This window comes from Streptomyces decoyicus (assembly GCF_019880305.1).
GTDB lineage: Bacteria > Actinomycetota > Actinomycetes > Streptomycetales > Streptomycetaceae > Streptomyces > Streptomyces decoyicus.
In genome coordinates, this window is sequence record NZ_CP082301.1 from 6,729,252 (window position 1) to 6,748,911 (window position 19,660).

The following is a 19,660-nucleotide window of genomic DNA, read 5'->3' on the forward strand; positions in this document are numbered from 1 at the left end:
ACGTGACAACACCCCCGAAGCCCCCGCAGCCGGACCCGCGCCTCTTCAACGAGGACCTCGCGCCGGCCCCAGAGCGCAAATGGGGCACGTACAGCATCTTCGCGCTGTGGATGTCCGACACCCACGCCATCAGCAACTACGCCTTCGCCGCCAGTCTGTTCGTGCTGGGCCTGCCCGCATGGGAGGTGTTCGTGGCGCTGCTGGCCGGTATCTCGATCGTCTACTGGCTGATGAACCGCATGGGGCATGCGGGGCACCGGACCGGCGTTCCCTACCCGGTACTCGCCCGCGCCAGCTGGGGCGTCTACGGCGCCAACATCCCCGCCCTGCTGCGCGCGATCATGGCCGTGGCCTGGTACGGCATTCAGACCTGGCTGGCCTCGACCGCCGTGGTCCTGCTGACGCTTCAGCTCGCGCCCGGACTGGAGGCCTATCACCACAACTCGGTGCTGGGACTGTCCACCCTGGGATGGACCGCGTTCCTGGTGATGTGGGGGCTCCAGGCCGTGCTGCTGACCCGCGGGATGGAGTTCATCCGCAAGGTCCAGGACTTCGCGACCGGCCCGGTGGTCTGGCTCGTCGTCCTCGCGCTCGCGGTCTATCTGGTCGTCAAGGCCGGCGGTGACATCTCGCTGACCCGCAGCCTCACCGGTCTCAGCGGCACGGCGCAGGTCGAGCAGAGCCTGATCGCGGTCAGCCTGACCGTCGCCACGTTCCTGACGCTGGTCCTCAACTACGCCGACTTCGCCCGCTTCACGCCCGACCACCGCTCCTACCGGCGCGGCAACCTGATCGGGCTGCCGGTGAACTTCACCGCCTTCGCGGTCGTCGCCGTCCTCGTCACCGCGGGCACGATCTCGGTCTTCGGCGAGGCGATCTACGACCCGGTGAAGGTGATCCAGAAGATCGACAACCCGGTGGTCACCGTCATCGGCGCGCTGGCCTTCATCGTCGCCACCATCGGCATCAATGTCGTCGCCAACTTCGTCTCGCCCGCCTACGACTTCGCCAACCTCGCGCCGAAGTACCTGAACTTCAAGCGCGGCGGCATGATCACCGCGGTGCTGGCCATCGTCGTCATGCCCTGGAAGCTGTACTCCTCGGCGCTGGTGATCCAGTACTTCCTGGGGGCGCTGGGGGCCTTCCTCGGCCCTCTGGTGGCGATTCTGCTCGTCGACTACTACCTGGTGCGCCGCGGCCGGATCGATGTCGATGCGCTGTTCTCGACCGATGCCCGCGGCGCGTACTTCTACCGCAGGGGCTTCAACCCGAAGGCCGTCACCGCTTTCCTGCCGGCCGCCGCGGTCTCCGCCGCGCTCGCCCTGGTCCCGGCCTTCGATGCGGTGGCGCCGTTCTCCTGGATCTTCGGAATGGGGCTTTCCGGCGGGCTCTACCTCCTGGTCGCCGGCCGCGACCGGTCCGCGACGGGCGCCGCCCCGGTCCCGGACGAGATCATCCCGTCGCAGGTCAGGGCGGCTGTGGAGGAGGAGCCGGTGGTGTCAGGGGGAGTCGGTCCGGCCGGTGCGCCGGTGCCGGTGAAGGGGTCTTGACGGGCCGCGGTCCGGAGTGAAGACTCATTCAACAGACTGTTGAATTTCGCAGTCGTCCTGCGTGCCTTCCGTGCCCCGGGCACCACGGCCTCCTCGGCGGCCGTGCACCGCGCACGCCATCACGCCACGATGAAGACAGATACGAGGAGGGGACCGGGTGTCCGAAACAGAGCTGGTGCTGCGCTCCACACGCGTCGTCACCCCACAGGGGACGCGCGCGGCGTCCGTCGTCGTCAAGGACGGCAGGATCGCCGCGGTGCTGCCGCACGACGCCGAGGCTCCGGCCGGGGCGCGGGTCCGGGACTTCGGTGACGACGTCCTGCTGCCCGGCCTCGTCGACACCCACGTCCACGTCAACGACCCGGGCCGCACCGAGTGGGAGGGCTTCTGGACGGCCACCCGCGCGGCCGCGGCGGGCGGTATCACCACCCTCGTCGACATGCCGCTCAACAGCCTCCCGCCCACCACCACCGCCGCCCACCTCGACACCAAGCGCGAGGTCGCCCGCAGCAAGGCCCATATCGACGTCGGCTTCTGGGGCGGCGCCATCCCCGGCAACGTCAAGGATCTGCGTCCGCTGCACGACGCCGGCGTCTTCGGCTTCAAATGCTTTCTGTCGCCTTCCGGTGTGGACGAGTTCCCCGAGGTCGACCAGGAGCAACTGGCCGCCGCCCTCGGCGAGATCGCCGGTTTCGACGGCCTGCTGATCGTGCACGCCGAGGACCCCGGCCATCTGGACGCGGCCCCCGAGCCGCACGGCGCCAAGTACGCCGACTTCCTCGCCTCCCGCCCCCGCGCCTGCGAGAACGACGCCATCGCCGGGCTGATCGCGCTCGCCAAGCGGCTCGACGCACGGGTGCACGTCCTGCATCTGTCCTCCAGCGACGCGCTGCCGCTGATCGCCGCCGCCAAGCGCGAGGGTGTCAAGATCACCGTCGAGTCCTGCCCGCACTTCCTGACCCTGACCGCCGAGGAGATCCCGGACGGGGCAACGGAGTTCAAGTGCTGCCCGCCGATCCGTGAGGCCGCCAACCAGGACGCGCTGTGGGAGGGACTGGCCGACGGCACCATCGACTGCATCGTCTCCGACCACTCGCCCTCCACCGCCGACCTCAAGACCGCCGACTTCGGTGCGGCCTGGGGCGGCATCTCCTCCCTCCAGCTCGGCCTGCCGGCCATCTGGACCGAGGCCCGCAAGCGCGGCCACACCCTCGACGACGTCGTGCGCTGGATGGCCACCGCACCCGCGGCCCTGGTCGGCCTCGGCCAGAAGGGCGCCATCGAGCCCGGCCGGGACGCGGACTTCGCGGTCTTCGCACCCGACGAGACCTTCACCGTCGACCCGCAGGCCCTCCAGCACCGCAACAAGATCACCGCGTACGCCGGCAAGACCCTGCACGGCGTCGTACGGTCCACCTGGCTGCGCGGCCGGCAGATCACCGACGGCGCCACCCTCACCGAACCCACCGGCGAACTGCTCGAACGGCCGCACCGCGCATGACCACCGCCGGCCTCCCCCACTACACCGGCGACGCCGGCCCCTACGCGGGCGGCGACCCCTACGCCGACTACCGCACCCCCGGCCCCGACGGCTTCCCCTTCACCCACCTCCCCGACCTCGCCGACCGGCGGCTGGGCGCGGGTGTGCTCGCTGCCAATGACGAGTTCTTCGCCGAGCGGGAGAACCTCCTGCGGCCCGAGCCCGCCCACTTCGACCCCGGGGCCTTCGGCCACAAGGGCAAGATCATGGACGGCTGGGAGACCCGCAGACGCCGCGGCCCCGACGGTGCGCACCCGTTCCCGGCGGACGAGGACCACGACTGGGCGCTGATCCGGCTCGGGGCGCCCGGAGTGATCCACGGCATCGTCGTCGACACCGCCCACTTCCGCGGCAATTACCCCCAGTCCGTCAGCGTCGAAGGCACCTGCCGCGAGGGCTCCCCGTCGCCGGCCGAACTCCTCGCCGACGACGTGCCCTGGACGACCCTCGTCCCGCGCACCGAAGTCGGCGGGCACGCCGCCAACGGCTTCGTCGTCGACACCGCCCGCCGCTTCACCCATCTGCGTCTCAACCAGCATCCCGACGGCGGCATCGCCCGACTCCGGGCCCACGGCGAGGTCGTCCCCGCGCCCGGCTGGCTGGCCGCGCTGGGCACGTTCGACGTCGCCGCCCTGGAGAACGGCGGTCAGGTCGAGGACGCCTCGGACCGCTTCTACTCCTCGCCCACGCACACCATCCAGCCGGGCCGCTCCCGCAAGATGGACGACGGCTGGGAGACCCGGCGCCGCCGCGGCACCGGCAACGACTGGGTCCGCTACCGCCTCACCGAACAGTCCGTGATCCGCGCGGTGGAGATCGACACCGGCTGCCTCAAGGGCAATGCGGCTGGCTGGGCAGCGCTGTCCGGACGCGACGGTGAGCACGGCGAATGGACCGAACTCCTGCCCCGCACCCGCCTGCAACCCGACACCGTCCACCGCTTCCTGCTCGCCGGCGCACCGCCCGCCACCCACGTCCGGATCGACATCTTCCCGGACGGCGGCATAGCCCGGCTGCGCCTGCACGGCTCACTCACCGAGGAGGGCGCCCGCCGGCTCGGCGCCCGCCACGACGAGCTGAGCGGCTGACCGCGGCGCGGCGGCTCCTACGGCCGGCGGCTCCGGCCTTGCCGGTAGGAGCCGCAGGCCGGACCGGATCAGTCGGCGACGGAGTTCCAGAACATGAGTTCATACGCCTGGAGAAGGCGGCCGTAGCGGTGCGCCGTGGCCGGCTCCGCCTGGCGGGTGTCGAGGCCGTGCTGCACCGCCTCGCGCGCCTTCTCCGCGAGGGCCGGTGACGGCTCGGCGAAGAGGCCGAAGAACCCACGGGCCTCCTCGGGGAAGGCGTAGTGGCCTCGCATCGCCGCCTCGACGACGGCGCAATAGCCGCCCCAGGCCGCGAAGTTGGCGGTCAGGGCGATCGCCACATCGGCCGGCTCACCGCCCAGGGCGAGCCGCGCCGCATAGGACGGGTACGCCTGGCAGCCGGGGCGCGGCTGATACTCCGCGATGTCCCGTCCGGTCAGCCCGCAGGCGTCCGCCAGCCCGGCCAGCCGCTTCATGGCCAGCGTCTCGCCCTGGGCGAGCAGATCGAAGAAGTCGGCCACGGGCGGGTCGCCGTCCGCCCGCCGCGCCAGATGCTGGAAGCTGAGCCGGTCGGCCGCGATCACCTGGTGCTCTTCGAGGGCGAAGGTGGCGAACACGGAGCGCGGCGCCTCACCGGCCTCGATCCGAGCGACCAGCCGGTTGGCGCCGGGGTCCGGGACGAGTGCACGGACCGCGTCGTCCAGCACGGCGGCCGCGGTCGGACGAGGGGCATCGGGCGCAAGTCGGGCCATGGGTCGGTCTCCTCCGGGGCGAGGGCGGCGGCCAGGGCCTCAGAGTAGGGCGCACGGCGGAGACCGGGGGCGCGATGACGCGGCCGCCGGGAGAAAAGGCCTCTCCCTTCAGCCCCTCGGATCCCCTCAGTGCAGAATCACCTCATTGACCTCGGGGGACGCCGCTCCGTCCCGCCAGACCAGGCGTACGGCCTCGATCGCCCCGTCGCCCGCCGGGAGCCGCGTATAGGCCCCGGACAGCGTGCCGAGCGTGCGCCAGGCTCCGCCCGCACGGACCTCGACCTTCGCCGCCCCGGCCGGTGCGCCCTGCGGCCGCAGGACGACCACGGACCGTGCCGCGCGGGGCGCGTCGGGCGTGTACTCCAGCGCCTCACCGGACTGCGCCGCCCGTGCCGCGCGATAGACGGTCGCCGGGTCACCGTCCGCCGCCGACCGCAATGCACTGCCGGCCTTCGCGGGCGGGCCGCCGGCCACCGTCACCGCATCGGCCCCGGCCACCGCGAACTCCCGCACCACCAGCCAGCTGTCCTGCGCCTGCGTGGCCCGAGCGCGGACGTACCGGGCCTTGGTACCGGCCGGCGGCTCGACACTGACCTCGGCCTTCCTGTCGAACGCGGCCAGTTGCTGCCAGTTCTTGTTGTCCGACGAGTACTCCAGGACACCGTGCCGCAGATAGTCGTCCGGGCTGCCGCTCTTGCCCATCGCCAGCCGGACGGTGCCCAGCGGACGCTCGGCATGCAGATCCAGCCCCACGAAGGAACCGGTCTTGGGTCCCGCGCCGCTCCAGAAGTACGTGGTGTCATCACCGTCGGTCATCCGGGAGACCGCGTTGTCCTGGTAGACCGACAGATCCGTCGCCCCTTTCGGCCGGCCCACGACGCCCAGCGCCTCGTCGTGCGCGGCCACCGCATCCTCGACAAAGGTGTCCAGCACCCCGTCCGCCACCAGCACCGGGACCTTCTTCCCCGACATGTCGACATACACGAAGGACTTGGCGGTCTTCACCAACTCCGGTATCTGCTGCCGCAGTTGCCAGGCCTTCGCGCCGTCACCCGCCCTGGTCGCCTCGATCAGCCGCAGGGCGGTACGGGCCGCGACGCCCCAGGCATGGGTCGCATCCAGCCATGGCTCACTGTCCTCGACGAACCCCCGGTCGGCGAGCCGGTCCCGCAGCACCCCCGGCGCGTCCTGCAGGGTCCGCAGCACCCCGTCCAGTCGTCGCGCCTGCCCGTCCTTGCCGAACTCCGCGATGGCGGCGGCCAGTTCGGGTGCCTGCTTCGGGTTGAGCGACGAGGCGTAATGGGCGTCGGCGAAGGCCCGCAGCGCCCGTGCCGTACGGGCGTCGCCACCGGCCGATTCCTCGATCGCCGCACCCCAGGAGGCGCGGGCGTCGTACGCCGCGTCGTTCCACGCGTAGTCGGCCACCGTGAACAGCGCGAGCTTGGACGCGGCAGGCTGGATCATCGGGTTCGCGGTGATCCCCGCCAGCTGCTCCGGCAGCCCCTTCTCCCGTCCGTTGAACGGCCCGAGCAACAGCCGGTTGGTCACATAGTCATTGACCGGATAGTTGTCCCACGTCAGGATCCGGTGCCCGAACACCTCCCGGGCCTGCCGCGCCTGGGCGACGGTCATCGTCGGCGCGATCACCCCCACGCCCGTCCACTCGACCAGCACGTTCCCGTCCAGCTTGGCGGCCAGCGCCTTCTTGTACGGCGACGGCTTCACGTCGTAGTACTCCGTCGGCACCATCTGGAGCGGCTCGGCGCCCGGATGCGTGGCGATGAACTCCTGATTGACGCGATTGAGCAGATGCGCCTGCGCCGCCCCTGCCGCCCCGCCGCCGGTCCCGAAGGCGTCCTTGTCCGCCGCGCAGTTCCAGTCCGTGTAACTGATGTCGTCCAACGGCACCGCGAAGGTCCGCACACCGATGTCCCACAGGGTCTGGAACTTGGCGGTCAGCGCCTTGAGATCCGCGTCGGAGCTGTAGCAGACGGACAGCCCCGGGGAGAGCGCATAGGTGAACTCCACATGCCGCTCGTGCGCCCGGTCCACCAGCTCCTTGATCTGCGCCAGCTGCTGCGCGGGGTACGGGTCACGCCACTTCTCCCGCAAATAGGCGTCGTCCTTCGGCGAGTACACATAGATGTTCATCTTGTGCTCGCCGTAGAAGTCGAGTTGGTCGAGCCGGGCGTCATGCGACCAGGGAGTTCCGTAGAAGCCCTCGATGACACCGCGCAGCGGAGTGGCAGGCCAGTCCCGTACGGCGGTGCCCCGCACCTGGGCACCCGGCCGCTCCCGGTGGGGCAGCAACTGCCGCAGCGACTGCGCGGCGTAGTACGTCCCGGTGGCGTCCTTGCCGGACAAGGCGATCCGCCCCTCGCCGACGGCCAGCGCGTAGCCCTCGGCGGGCAGCCCCTCGCTGCCCCGCGCCCCCAGCCCCTTCAGCGCCTGCGCCGCGCCCGCGCCGTCCACATACACCGTCAACTGCCCATGCCCCGGCGCCCGCTCCGCCCGTACGACCCGGTCGGCACCGGCGTCCTTGAGCGACTTCTCGACGACGGCCAGCGCCGGGGCGTCGGCGTCCGGCCCGGCGACGACGGTCACGGACGGGGTGATGGTGACCAGGTCGGACCGGCTCTGAACGGAACGGGGCGTGGGGGAGAGGGAACGGGTAGCGGCCCCTGCGGGTCTGTCCCCGGGGCCGTCATGCCCCGCATTCCCCCCGGCGCCCGGCGGCCCCGCCATGCCCGTCAGGGGGATCACAGCCAAAGCCATGGCCCACGCGGTGGCCGCCGCGGTGCGCGTACGGTGCATCCTTCGGTCCTCCTCGGTGCAGCGAGGTGCAGGGACGAGAGGCGTGCGAGCCCTTCGCGCCAGCACCCTTCACCTGCCCACCGCACCAGGGCAATGGACTTTCGAACCGAAGAGATGGACGTTGCCGAAGCCGAGGCAGCGGCCCCGCCCGCCGCCAGGCGCAACGGCGAACAACCACCACGGCGGGAAAGCCGAAAACGTGGGCCGAAACCCAAGCGCAGCGTCACGCGTCACCGCGTTTTGGCGACGATCACCAGGAAGCTCAGGAACGCCAACAGCACATGCGTCGCCACGACATAGATGAACACGCGCACATACAGCCCGCGCGGTGGCGTGTCCTCCTTGTAGGCCGAGGCGGCGGGTGCCGCCTCGGGGAGCGGCTCCGCTGACGGGGGAGCGGCAGGAGTGGTCTGATCGGACACGACGTAGGGTCCTTCCTTCAAGAACGGCGCCGAGGGCTCACAGCCCGCGGCGCCTCGCGTCGTCGCCGAGGCACAGCTCGGCGGTCCCGCTCTGCAGCAACGTATGGACGAACAGCAGCTCGACCCCACCGTGTGACGCGGCGGCGATACGGTGCGGGGTGAGCGAGTCGAAGTGCGCGGCGTCGCCCGGGTCCAGCAGATGCACCGCCGCGCCGAGCGTCAGCCGCAGCCGTCCGTCGAGGACGTACAGCCACTCCTCGCCCGGGTGCACCCGCACCAGATCGCCCTGGGCCCGCTGGGGCACATGGACCCGCAGCGACTGCAGGGCGCGCCCGGCGCCGCCCACCGGCCAGTACGTCCAGCCGCCGGCCTCCGACGGCTCCGTACGGCCCGCGCGGATGATCGGGTCCCGCTCCGGCACGGTCTCGCCGAGCAGGTCGGATACCGTGGTGCCATAGGTACGGGCCAGCGCCAGCAGCATGGGCAGTGAGGGCTGCCGCTGATTGGTCTCCAGCCGCGACAGATGCGCGGGCGAGAGTCCCACCAGCCGGGCCGCGGTCTCCAGCGTGAGACCACTGCGCTTGCGCAGGTCACGAAGGCGCGGCGCGACGGTGGACAGATCCTCCGGCGGAGTGCCGGAGGGCTCGTCGGGGAGCTCGGTCATATCCCCGGTATAACGACACTTCACCTCTCAGGCAAAAGATTTGCCTCAGAGGCAAACGCATGCGGTGCGGGGCGGGCTCACCGTCCGGCGCTCCGCCCCCAACCCCAGTGGCTGCTCCCGCCCGCTCGGGGTCTCATTTCCCGGCGGCGTCCTCCGGGTACCACCGCAGCTCCACGGTGTTCCCGTCCGGGTCCTGTACGTAGATCGACTGGGCCTCGCCCCGTGCCCCGGAACGGCTGCCCGGCCCCTCCAGTACGGTGAACCGGCCCGAGTCGATGACCTCCTGCCAGTCCAACGGCTCGACGACCAGGCAGATGTGATCCACGTTCGCTTCGCCGCGGGGGCGGGCGACCAGGTCGATGATCGCGGTCGGGCTGATCCGCGCGGACGGGAACGGGTCGGTGCCGGCCCGCCACTCGTCCACCCGGACCGGCTCCAGCCCGAGCGTCCCGCAGTAGAAGTCCAGCGCACGCTCGACGTCCTGCACGTTGAGCACCAGATGATCGAAGTCCTTGACGCGCATGGGGCATCCCTCCAGTGAGGTGATCCGACCCAGAGGCCGGTCCGGTCCGGTGCGGCCCGCTCCGGTGCCACCAGGTCCGGGCCGCCGGTTCGGACCGCTCCCGGTGCAGCCCTGTCCGCATCGCTCCACCGGACCGATCCGATCCACGGTGAATTCAACCCGAACCTCGCCCGGACTCATTCCGGGTCTGCCCGGACCCGTCCTCCCGTTCCCGTCCCGGACCTGTCCTGAACCTGTCCTGGAGCCGCCCCTCCGGCCCGGCCCCGGCCCGCATCCCTCCGGCCGCGGTCAACCTTGGGGCGGGATGGTTCATCCGGCCGGATTCATCGGACCGGTGCACCAGCCCGGTGCATCGGGCCGGTGCCTCAGGCCGGTTCAGTCGGGCAGAGCCACGGTGAGATCGACCTCGACGAGCTGTCCGGGGAAGGCCAGCTGTGAGATGCCCAGGAGGGTGCTGGCAGCGCTGAGGGCCGGAGCGAGGGGGGAGTCGGTGAGCCGTCGCCAGGCCGTCCACAGGACCTCGGTCTCCTCGCTGCATACATAGATCACCGTGCGCAGCACGTCCTCCGGCTTGGCCCCCACGGCCCCCAGGGCGGTCAGTGCGTTCGCCGCGACCTGGTCGATCTGGAGGCCGAGGTCTCCGTCGCCCACGAGGGAACCCGCGTTGTCCAGCGGGCACTGGCCCGCCAAGTAGGCCGTCCGGCCGGCCTCGACGACGGTGATGTGGTGGTAGCCGGGCGTGGGGTGCAGCTGCTCGGGATTCATGCGGGTGATCTTCGCGTTCATGCCCGGAGTGTCATGTGCCTGCGACGGCCATGCAAGCTGATTTCTCACGGGTCGAGACGATGGATCCTGTTTTGGTGCCCTCGGGGTCGTGCCTCCGGTGACATGGGCGTGCGGCGACGTGAGTTCGGCCCGGTGCGTCCGCAGGCCGTCGGCGGCCGGCGCGCCTCTCGCCGTCCGGCGGTAATGAGGCCGGTGGGGGCGCGGGCGCAATGCTGGTGGGACGCAGGTGCAATATGGGGATGATTGGGGCGGTTGGTGGGCGTGATGTGGTGAACTCCCTGCAAACTTCGGCCCGTTGGGATTGACAGGATCATGTCTACGCGCGTCATTCTGGTGAGCATGAGAATCCCCCCACGGATCACCAGGATCGGCGCCGCCGGCGCCCTCGCTTCGGCCCTTCTCATCGGCGGGACCGCGGTCACCGCCTCGCCTGCCGTCGCCACGACCCACACGGCCACCTCGTACGCCGCGGCGGCGCACGTCACGTCCGTGCACGTCAAGGGCGTCGGCAACGTCTGCTACTCCAAGTTGCCTTCGCAGGCCCACGACACCCTCGACCTGATCGCGAAGGGCGGGCCCTACCCGTACCCGAAGGACGGGACGGTCTTCGACAACCGGGAGGGCATCCTCCCGTCCCAGAGCTCCGACTACTACCACGAGTTCACCGTCATCACGCCGGGCTCCCCCGACCGCGGTGCGCGACGCATCGTGGCCGGCGAGAAGAAGGACGAGGACTACTACACCGCCGACCACTACAAGACGTTCGATCTCGTCGACCGCAGCTGCTGAGACCGACGGCTGAGCGGCCGGAGAGCAGCACCACAACCGAACAACGGGGGCGGCGGGCCGGTCAGGGCCTGTTGTCCCAACCCGCGGCGGCCGGGGTGCACATGCACCCCGGCCGCCGCCGTGCTGTGCGCCGGAGCTGCGCTCCCCTGCCGTGCGCCCCCTCCCACCTCCCTCTTCTCCCCATTCTTGGCAGAAGGGGCGCAGAGGGCGCACCCCCGCGAGAGGATTGTCAGTGGCTGCCGGTAGCGTTTCGACAGAAACGAGGAGCGGGCGGGCATCAGCGGAAAAAGACCATGTGCGGTCAGCTGCTGCGGCACGCCCCGGAAAGTGCCGTATACGCCGTGGGGCACGGCGAGCCGGCATGGAGCGTTGGAGACAAGGAAGGACGGCGAACTGCCGTGTATCGCTGGGAGATCACCCGGGCCGCACTGGCGCAGCGGGTTTTCGCCATCGTCCGTAGCAGAACCTATGACGAGGCGAGCGCCACGGCCGACACTCTGCTGTCAGCCGGCATCACCAGCCTGGAGATATCCCTCACCACCCCCTTCGCCCTGGAGGCGGTCACGACGCTCACCCGTGAGCTGGGTGACGACGCCATCATCGGCGCGGGCACGGTCCTTGACGCGGTATCGGCGCGCATGGCGGTCGACGCGGGTGCCCGCTACCTCGTCTCGCCGAGCCTTGACGCCGAGGTCATCCGTACCGGCCACCGCTACGGCATCCCGGTCTTCCCCGGGGTGTCGACGCCCACCGAGATGGTCCGTGCGCTCGAACTCGGCGCGGACGCGCTCAAGCTGTTCCCCGCCTCGGCGCACGACCCGTCCTGGCTGACGGAGGTCCGTGCCTCACTTCCGCAGGTGCCGCTGTTGCCGACGGGCGGGGTGACGGTCGACAGCGCGCCGGAGTGGATCGCGGCGGGGGCCGTTGCCGTGGGCATGGGGACGGCGCTCTCCGAGGGCGACCGTGACACCGTTGCCAAGCGCGTCGCCGACCTCCTCAGCCGGATCGACGAGGCCGCTCCCCACCGCCCGACGACCAGGGGCACCGCGGACCTGTACGAGGACTGACGGCTCGCCGGCGCGCCGCGGCCTGGGCCCTCCGGCCATCCACCGTCCCACTGGCCGGTCAAGGGGTTCACCTGAACCACGGGCTCTGCCACCCTGAGCGCTTCGATCATGTGATCACGCTGCCGCGTACCGGAGTCACAGGAGCCGTCATGAAGCGCGTCGCCACCCTCTCCGCCCTTGCCTGCCTGCTCGCCGTCACCGCCGCCGCCCCGGCGGTGTCCAACGCACCCGCCGCGGGAGGGGACGCCACACCCGTAGCCCGCGGGAAGGCGTCGGCCCTCGACACCGTCCCCCGGCGCGGGGTGCTGCGGGTCTGCACCACCGGCGACTACCGCCCCTTCAGTCACCGCGACCCCAAGACCGGCACCTACAGCGGTGTGGACATCAAGATGGCCGAGGATCTCGCCAAGAGCCTCGATGCCACACCCCGTTACGTGGCCACGACCTGGGCCGAGCTCGTCGGCGACCTCTCGGCCGGCCGCTGCGACATCGCCATGGGCGGTGTCTCGGTCACCCTCCCGCGCGCCCGCTCCGTCTACTTCAGCGAGCCCACCCGCACCGACGGCAAGACGCCCATCGTGCGCTGCGCGGACAAGGACACGTACCAGACCCTGCGGCAGATCGACCGGCCCGGAACGAAGGTCATCGTCAATCCCGGCGGCACCAACGAGGAATTCGCCCGCGCCCACCTCAAGCAGGCCACCATCACGGTCCACCCGGACAACACGACGATCTTCGACGAGATCATCGCGGGCCGGGCGGACGTGATGATGACCGATGCCGGTGAGACCCGCTACCAGGCCAAGGTCCACCCTGAACTCTGCTCACTGCACCCGGACAAGCCGTTCTCCTTCTCCGAGAAGGCCTACGCCCTGCCCCGCGGCGACGACGAGTTCAAGGCGTATGTGGACCAGTGGGTGCACCTGGCCACCCATGACGGGACGTACCGCAAGTACGAGGACGCCTGGATGAAGTAGCACCGTGGATGCGTGTCGTTTTGGAGAGCTGGCTCTAATATCGACCAGGTCTTCGGAGGTACGGGCGAGAGGCGGATGGCGAGATGGCCGGTGTGGTGCGGGAGAGCCCGGTGCGGGAAGGTGCGGTGAGTGCGGTGCTCGACCTTGCCGCGGCGCAAAAGGCGCTGGACGCGCAGCCGTTCAGCAGGCTGGTGCAGGCGCGGATCACCGAGTTCGGGCACGGTGTGGCGACGCTGGAGATCGATATCCGCGAGGAACTCCTGCAACAGCACGGATTCGTGCACGGCGGAGTGTTGTCGTACGCCGCCGACAACACCCTTACCTTCGCCGCGGCCACGGCCCTGGGCACGGCCATCGTCACCGGCGGCTTCTCCATCCAGTATCTGCGCCCGGCCGTCGGCCGTACGCTGCGCGCCCGTGCCGAGGTCGTCCAGGCCGGGCGCCGGCAGGCCGTGTGCCGCTGCGATCTGACGGTGATCGGTGCGGAGGGGGAGGAGAGCGTGTGCGCGGTGGCGCAGGGGACGGTACTGCCCCTCAACGGGCCGGCGGGCGGCAACGGTGAGGGGTAGTCGGGGCCCGGCGCTTCAGCCGTCGGCGGGAGGGCGCGAGCCGCCACCGCTACGCGTGTCGGTGTCGGCGTCGGTGCTGAGGTCCGTGTCGGCGTCGGCGCTCGCGTCGGCCCCGGCGCCGGCCTCCCCCTGTGACGCCTGATGCCCGAGGACATTGACGACCCGGCCGTTCGGGTCCTTGACGAAGAAGCGGCGGACGCCCCACTCCTCGTCCTGGAGCGTCCGGACGATCTGTGCGCCGGTGGCCAGCACGGCTGCGTAGGCCGCGTCCACGTCATCGACCTCGATGCTCATGTCGGGGGTGACCGGGGCGGTTTTGTCATGCGTCATGAAGATGAGCTGCGCGGTGGGGTTGCTGGGGGACGCGAGAGTCATGACCCACCCCAGGTTCATGACTTCCTCGAGTCCCAGCAGGCCGTAGAACGTGCGGGTTTCCTCCAGGTCGTCGGACTGGATGTCGGGGACGACACGACGTACGCGCATGACGGGTGACTCCTCGGGGAGGGGGCGGTGGTTTCGCGGTGGAACGGCTTCCCCCGCATCCGTTCCTCCCACTGCCGGGGCGAACCGGCGGAGGTGCACCCGCTCCGGTGGATGTGACCGACGAGGGCAGTGTGCCGGCCGCGGCGCCGCAAGTGGCCGTCCCCGGGCCACCCCGGATCCCCGAACCGGGAAGGCGGCCTCTCCACCTGCCCTTGTCCGGACAATGTGACCTCCGGACTTCCCGTCATCTGCCCGGACGGATACGCTCGCGAGCGTGGGGAAACGCGAATCAGAAGAAGCCCTGGGCGCCGAGAGTCCCGTCCAGTTCAGCGTGGACCGGAGCAGTCCGGTCCCGCTGTATTTCCAGCTGTCCCAGCAGCTGGAGGCCGCGATCGAGCACGGCAGGCTGGCCCCCGGAAGTCTGCTCGGCAACGAGATCGAGCTCGCCGGCCGGCTCGGCCTGTCCCGGCCGACGGTGCGGCAGGCGATCCAGTCGCTGGTCGACAAGGGGCTGCTGGTGCGCCGTCGCGGCATCGGCACCCAGGTCGTCCACAGCCAGGTCAAGCGCCCGCTGGAGCTGAGCAGCCTCTACGACGACCTGGAGGCGGCCGGGCAGAAGCCGGCCACCCGCGTGCTGCTCAACACCACCACCACGGCCGACGCCGAGGTCGCCGCCGCGCTGGGGATCGCCGAGGGGGACGAGGTCGCGCTGGTCGAGCGGCTGCGGCTGACGCATGGCGAGCCCGTCGCGCATCTGCGCAATCACCTCCCCGTGGGGCTGCTGAAGCTGGAGACCGCCGCGCTGGAGGAGACCGGTCTGTACCGCCTGATGCGGTCGGCCGGCATCACCCTGCACAGCGCTCGTCAGGCCGTCGGTGCGCGCGCCGCCACCGCCGAGGAGGGGCAGCGGCTCGACGAGCCCGAGGGCGCTCCGCTGCTCACGATGCAGCGGACGACGTTCGACGACACCGGGCGCGCGGTCGAGTTCGGCTCGCATGTCTATCGCGCTTCCCGTTACGCCTTCGAGTTCCAGCTGCTGGTACGGCCCTGAGCCCCTGAGTGGGGAGGGGACCGGCCCACTACCCGCCCCTCCTTGCCCTGAGCGCGGCGTGGGCCCCGTAGCGCCCCGAGTGCGCAACGCCGGGCCGGCCCTCCTGCGCCTGCGTGTCCGTGCGTGCCCATGCGTGCCGGTGCATGGCCGTGCCTGCCCCTGCATGTCCCTGACGCCGCCCCGGACCGGTCGATTCGCCGCCCCGGACCCGAGTCGGTGGGGCGGTATCTACCGCAATGCCCGGTTATGGTGCGCCGGTGCGGGGCCTCCTCGTCAGAATGTTCTGACAAACCATTGACGTGGCTCTGCGCGCGCCGTTACAAACTCCTCCAGCCGCATTCCGGCGGCCGGGAGAAAAGGCGGTTCCACGATGATCGGCGTGCGTACGGCTGGTCCCCTCACTGTCCGCAGCGTCGCGGTGCGCGGCGCCATCGCTTTACTGGCGACCGTCGCGCTGGCAAGCGGGTGCAGCGCCGCCGGCGGCGAGCACGCCGAGGGTGCGGGTGGCGGATCCGGCAAGGGCGCGGGCACCCCGCGCATGACCATCGGAATGGTCAGCCACTCCGGCGACGGCGACACCTTCTGGGACATCGTGCAGAACGGTGCCGAGCAGGCCGCCGCCAAGGACAACGTGAAGTTCCTCTACGCCCATGACAAGGAGGGCGCCCAGCAGGCCGCGCTGATCCAGTCGTACATCGACCAGAAGGTGGACGGGCTGATCGTCACCCTCGCCAAGCCGCAGGCCGTCAAGGCGGCCGTCCGCAAGGCCGTGGCGCAGGGCATCCCGGTCATCACCGTGAACTCCGGCGGCGAGTTCTCCAAGGCGTACGGGGCCCTGACGCATATCGGGCAGGACGAGTCGGTGGCCGGGCGCGCGGTCGGCGAGGAGCTCGACCACCGGCACGCGAAGAAGGTCCTCTGCGTCATCCACGAGCAGGGCAATGTGTCGCTGGAGGACCGTTGCGCGGGCGTGCGCAAGGCCTTCCACGGGACCGTCGAGAACCTCGATGTCGACGGCACCAACGCACCGTCCTCGCAGTCCTCGGTCGAGGCCAAGCTCCAGTCGGACAAGTCCCTCGACGCGATCGTCACGCTCGGCGCGCCGATGGCGGCGATCTCCGTCAAGGCCAAGGAGGAGGCGGGCAGCGCGGCCCGGATCGCGACCTTCGACCTGAACTCCGCCGTCGTCAAGCTGCTCAAGGCCAAGGACGTCACCTTCGCCGTCGACCAGCAGCCCTACCTCCAGGGTTACGAGGCGGTGGATCTGCTCTGGCTCCACAAGGCCAACGCCGATGTGCTCGGTGGCGGAAAGCCGGTGCTCACGGGGCCCGCGCTGGTCACCGAGAAGGATGTACCGAAGCTGACCGAATACACCGGGCGAGGCACCCGGTGAAGCCACAGGGAAGACGGGACCCGATGAACCGGGACAGATCACCGGTAACGGATACTTGGCCGGTTGGGCCCGGCCGACCGGCGCCGGAGGCGGTGCAGGACACCGCACGCGCACGGACCGGCCGGTCCGGACAGCGAATACAACCAACGCAGCCGACACGGCAACATCAGCGGGAAGGGCGAGTCCTCGTGGCACGGGTTCGAAGAAGGGGACGCGTCGTCAGCGCCGTGCTGGCGGCGGCGCTCGGCGCCTCCCTGGCGGGGTGCAGCAGCACCGGAGGCCTGCGCGCCGAGCAGGAGCGCGCCGCCAAGGCAGCCGGCGGCAAGGCCGCGGTGAACACCCCCAGGTGGACGTTCGCGATGGTCACCCACTCGGGAGACGGCGACACCTTCTGGGACATCGTCCAGAACGGCGCCCAGCAGGCGGCCGTCAAGGACAACATCAAGTTCGTCTACGGGCACGACAAGGAGGCCCAGCGGCAGAGCCAGCTGGTGCAGTCCTATATCGACCAGAAGGTCGACGGGCTGATCGTCTCGCTGGCCAAGCCCAACGCCATGAAGGATGTGGTCGCCAAGGCCGAGAAGGCCGGGATCCCGGTGATCACGGTGAACTCCGGCGCCGAGGAGTCCAAGGCGTTCGGGGCGCTCAGCCACATCGGCCAGGACGAGACGGTGGCCGGCGAGGCGGTCGGTGAGGAGCTGAACAAGCGCGGCCGCAAGAAGGCCCTGTGCATCCTGCACGAGCAGGGCAACGTCGGCCATGAGCAGCGCTGCGACGGCGCCGAGAAGACCTTCAAGGGCGATCTGCAGAAGCTGTATGTCGAGGGCACCAACATGCCCGACGTGCAGTCCTCCATCGAGTCCAAGCTCCAGTCGGACAGCTCCATCGACGCCGTCGTCACGCTCGGCGCCCCGTTCGCCCCCACCGCCGTCAAGGCCAAGGAGCAGGCCGGCAGCAAGGCCGAGATCGACACCTTCGACCTCAACGCCCAGGTCGCGACCGGCCTCAAGGACGGCACCCTCGGCTTCGCCGTCGACCAGCAGCCCTACCTCCAGGGCTACGAGGCGGTCGACCTGCTGTGGCTCTACAAGTACAACTCCGATGTCCTCGGCGGCGGAAAGCCGGTGCTCACCGGACCCCAGGTGATCACCAAGAAGGACGCCGCCGCGCTGGAGGACTACACGAAGCGGGGGACCCGATGAGCCACACCGACGCGGCGCCGCTGGGGCCCGCGGGACCGCCGGTCAAGAGCAACGGCGACGAACGGCTGCTGCACCGCTCCCTGGGGCGCCGGCTGATGGGCCGCCCCGAACTGGGCTCGGTCGTCGGCGCCGCCGCGGTCTTCGTGTTCTTCTCGATCGTCGCCGAACCGTTCCTTCGGGCCTCCAGCCTCTCCACCGTGCTCTACGCGTCCTCGACGATCGGGATCATGGCCGTGCCGGTGGCGCTGCTGATGATCGGCGGGGAATTCGATCTCTCGGCCGGCGTCATGGTCGTCAGCTCGGCGCTGATCTCCTCGATGTTCAGCTACCAGATGACGGCCAACACCTGGGTGGGCGTCGGGGTGTCCCTGCTGGTCACCCTGGCCATCGGGGCCTTCAACGGGCTGCTGCTGACCCGTACCAAACTGCCCAGCTTCATCATCACGCTGGGCACCTTCTTCATGCTGACCGGCCTCAACCTCGGCTTCACCAAACTGATCAGCGGCACCGTCTCGACGAAAACCATCGCCGACATGGAGGGCTTCGAATCGGCCCGTACGCTCTTCGCCTCGCATCTGACCCTCGGCAGCGTCGACATCCAGGTCACCATCCTGTGGTGGATCGTGCTGGTCGCCGTCGCCACCTGGATCCTGCTGCGCACCCGCGTCGGCAACTGGATCTTCGCGGTCGGCGGCAACGCCGACGCCGCGCGGGCGGTCGGCGTCCCGGTCGCCAAGACCAAGATCGGCCTCTACATGGGCGTCGCCTTCGCCGCCTGGGTCTCCGGCCAGCACCTGCTGTTCTCGTACGACGCGATCCAGTCCGGCGACGGTGTGGGCAATGAATTCCTCTACATCATCGCCGCGGCGGTCGGCGGCTGTCTGATGACCGGCGGCTTCGGCTCGGCGATCGGTGCCGCCGTCGGCGCCTTCATCTTCGGCATGGCCAGCAAGGGCATCGTCTACGCGCAGTGGAATCCGGACTGGTACAAGTTCTTCCTCGGCGCGATGCTGCTGCTCGCCACGCTACTGAACGCATGGGTCCGCAAGCGGGCGGAGGAAAAGGCATGACAGCGCTGGTCGAGCTGAGAGACGTCAGCAAGTACTACGGCAATGTCCGGGCACTGGAAGGCGTGTCCCTGGAGGTGCACGCGGGGGAGATCTCCTGTGTGCTCGGCGACAACGGCGCCGGCAAATCCACCCTCATCAAGATCATCGCGGGACTGCACCGGCACGACGCAGGATCCTTCACCATCGACGGCGAGGAGACCTCCCTCTCCTCCCCGCGCGAGGCCCTGGACCGGGGGATCGCCACCGTCTACCAGGACCTGGCCGTCGTCCCCCTCATGCCGGTGTGGCGGAATTTCTTCCTGGGCTCCGAGCCCACCACCGGCGTGGGGCCCTTCAAGCGGCTCGACGTCAAGACGATGCGCGAGACCACCCGCAGCGAGCTGCTGCGGATGGGCATCGACCTGCGCGATGTCGACCAGCCCATCGGCACCCTCTCGGGCGGCGAACGGCAGTGCGTCGCCATCGCCCGCGCCGTCTACTTCGGGGCCAAGGTCCTCGTCCTGGACGAGCCGACGGCGGCACTGGGCGTCAAGCAGTCCGGCGTCGTCCTCAAGTACGTCGCGGCCGCGCGGGACGCCGGGCTCGGCGTGGTGTTGATCACCCACAACCCGCACCACGCCTATCTCGTCGGCGACCGCTTCGTACTCCTCAAACGCGGCACGATGGCCGGCAGCCACGCCAAATCGGAGATCGCCCTGGAGGAGCTGACCCGTCAAATGGCGGGCGGCAGCGAGCTGGAACAGCTCAGCCACGAGCTGGCCCGGACCGCGACCCCGGAATTCCCCGGCGGTCACCGGCCCGAGTGATCACCCCCGTACCCCGCGCAGGCCCACGGGCCGCGCGGGGTGCATTACTCCCCGTCGCGGTGCGCCGGACGCCGCCGGTGATGCACAATCGCACCGAACCCGCACATCGAGGCCCCG

General features: G+C 70.2%; 18 protein-coding genes and 1 pseudogene. 12 read left to right on the top strand and 7 right to left on the bottom strand.

Annotated elements, in window-relative coordinates; all coding sequences use genetic code 11:
• Positions 1-2: 2 nt before the first annotated feature.
• The 3 genes from K7C20_RS29420 to alc all read left to right on the top strand — a co-directional run bounded on the left by K7C20_RS29420 (position 3) and on the right by alc (position 4,178).
• A complete protein-coding gene (locus tag K7C20_RS29420; protein WP_030087955.1) occupies positions 3-1,550 on the top strand; it encodes an NCS1 family nucleobase:cation symporter-1 in 1,548 nt (515 codons plus the stop codon).
• Positions 1,551-1,707: 157 nt separating this feature from the next.
• Positions 1,708-3,051 carry an allantoinase AllB gene (allB, locus tag K7C20_RS29425; RefSeq protein ID WP_030087953.1) on the top strand — a complete coding sequence of 448 codons (1,344 nt, stop codon included), beginning with the start codon at positions 1,708-1,710 and terminating at the stop codon, positions 3,049-3,051.
• On the top strand, positions 3,048-4,178 hold the full coding sequence (gene alc / locus K7C20_RS29430) for an allantoicase (protein WP_053210564.1): 1,131 nt from the start codon (positions 3,048-3,050) through the stop codon (positions 4,176-4,178). Before allB ends, alc begins: the two co-directional genes overlap by 4 nt.
• Positions 4,179-4,246: 68 nt before the next feature.
• Here alc and K7C20_RS29435 read toward each other — a convergent pair whose 3' ends face one another.
• The 6 genes from K7C20_RS29435 to K7C20_RS29460 form a co-directional block, all read right to left on the bottom strand.
• Positions 4,247-4,927, bottom strand: coding sequence for a thiaminase II/PqqC family protein (locus tag K7C20_RS29435; RefSeq protein WP_030087949.1), 681 nt, complete (start codon positions 4,925-4,927; stop codon positions 4,247-4,249).
• A 126-nt stretch (positions 4,928-5,053) separates the two neighbouring features.
• Entirely contained in the window at positions 5,054-7,741 is a 2,688-nt protein-coding gene (locus tag K7C20_RS29440) for a beta-N-acetylglucosaminidase domain-containing protein (RefSeq protein WP_030087947.1), read from the bottom strand.
• 230 nt (positions 7,742-7,971) lie between these two features.
• Positions 7,972-8,163 (bottom strand): DUF6126 family protein, encoded by a 192-nt coding sequence (locus tag K7C20_RS29445; RefSeq protein ID WP_053210565.1) that lies wholly within the window; start codon positions 8,161-8,163, stop codon positions 7,972-7,974.
• A gap of 37 nt (positions 8,164-8,200) precedes the next feature.
• Positions 8,201-8,827 (bottom strand): helix-turn-helix domain-containing protein, encoded by a 627-nt coding sequence (locus tag K7C20_RS29450; RefSeq protein ID WP_030087945.1) that lies wholly within the window; start codon positions 8,825-8,827, stop codon positions 8,201-8,203.
• Between the two features lie 133 nt (positions 8,828-8,960).
• Complete coding sequence (locus K7C20_RS29455) at positions 8,961-9,350, bottom strand: VOC family protein (protein ID WP_053210566.1); 390 nt, start codon at positions 9,348-9,350, stop codon at positions 8,961-8,963.
• A gap of 375 nt (positions 9,351-9,725) precedes the next feature.
• Positions 9,726-10,136: a RidA family protein gene (locus K7C20_RS29460; RefSeq protein ID WP_030087942.1), complete on the bottom strand. Its 411-nt coding sequence runs from the start codon at positions 10,134-10,136 to the stop codon at positions 9,726-9,728.
• Between the two features lie 339 nt (positions 10,137-10,475).
• Between K7C20_RS29460 and K7C20_RS29465 the strand changes: the two genes are divergently transcribed.
• The 4 genes from K7C20_RS29465 to K7C20_RS29480 all read left to right on the top strand — a co-directional run bounded on the left by K7C20_RS29465 (position 10,476) and on the right by K7C20_RS29480 (position 13,538).
• A complete protein-coding gene (locus K7C20_RS29465; RefSeq protein WP_030087940.1) occupies positions 10,476-10,925 on the top strand; it encodes a ribonuclease domain-containing protein in 450 nt (149 codons plus the stop codon).
• Positions 10,926-11,323: 398 nt separating this feature from the next.
• Positions 11,324-11,992 carry a bifunctional 4-hydroxy-2-oxoglutarate aldolase/2-dehydro-3-deoxy-phosphogluconate aldolase gene (locus K7C20_RS29470; protein WP_030087939.1) on the top strand — a complete coding sequence of 223 codons (669 nt, stop codon included), beginning with the start codon at positions 11,324-11,326 and terminating at the stop codon, positions 11,990-11,992.
• Positions 11,993-12,141: 149 nt separating this feature from the next.
• The gene (locus K7C20_RS29475; RefSeq protein WP_030087937.1) at positions 12,142-12,969 is read left to right on the top strand and encodes a transporter substrate-binding domain-containing protein; all 828 of its coding nucleotides are present in this window, start codon (positions 12,142-12,144) and stop codon (positions 12,967-12,969) included.
• Positions 12,970-13,052: 83 nt separating this feature from the next.
• On the top strand, positions 13,053-13,538 hold the full coding sequence (locus K7C20_RS29480) for a PaaI family thioesterase (protein ID WP_053210567.1): 486 nt from the start codon (positions 13,053-13,055) through the stop codon (positions 13,536-13,538).
• 138 nt (positions 13,539-13,676) lie between these two features.
• On the opposite strand, the pseudogene K7C20_RS29485 reads toward K7C20_RS29480, so the two are convergent.
• Positions 13,677-14,021, bottom strand: a pseudogene (locus K7C20_RS29485) (VOC family protein); the annotation flags it as partial.
• Between the two features lie 331 nt (positions 14,022-14,352).
• Here K7C20_RS29485 and K7C20_RS29490 point away from each other — a divergent pair.
• The 5 genes from K7C20_RS29490 (at position 14,353) to K7C20_RS29510 (ending at position 19,543) form a co-directional block, all read left to right on the top strand.
• Positions 14,353-15,072, top strand: coding sequence for a GntR family transcriptional regulator (locus tag K7C20_RS29490; RefSeq protein ID WP_030087931.1), 720 nt, complete (start codon positions 14,353-14,355; stop codon positions 15,070-15,072).
• Positions 15,073-15,442: 370 nt separating this feature from the next.
• Positions 15,443-16,465: a sugar ABC transporter substrate-binding protein gene (locus tag K7C20_RS29495; RefSeq protein WP_030087929.1), complete on the top strand. Its 1,023-nt coding sequence runs from the start codon at positions 15,443-15,445 to the stop codon at positions 16,463-16,465.
• A gap of 188 nt (positions 16,466-16,653) precedes the next feature.
• The gene (locus K7C20_RS29500; RefSeq protein ID WP_457852759.1) at positions 16,654-17,667 is read left to right on the top strand and encodes a sugar ABC transporter substrate-binding protein; all 1,014 of its coding nucleotides are present in this window, start codon (positions 16,654-16,656) and stop codon (positions 17,665-17,667) included.
• The gene (locus K7C20_RS29505; protein WP_030087925.1) at positions 17,664-18,737 is read left to right on the top strand and encodes an ABC transporter permease; all 1,074 of its coding nucleotides are present in this window, start codon (positions 17,664-17,666) and stop codon (positions 18,735-18,737) included. Before K7C20_RS29500 ends, K7C20_RS29505 begins: the two co-directional genes overlap by 4 nt.
• A complete protein-coding gene (locus K7C20_RS29510) occupies positions 18,734-19,543 on the top strand; it encodes an ATP-binding cassette domain-containing protein (protein ID WP_030087922.1) in 810 nt (269 codons plus the stop codon). Before K7C20_RS29505 ends, K7C20_RS29510 begins: the two co-directional genes overlap by 4 nt.
• Positions 19,544-19,660 lie beyond the last annotated feature (117 nt).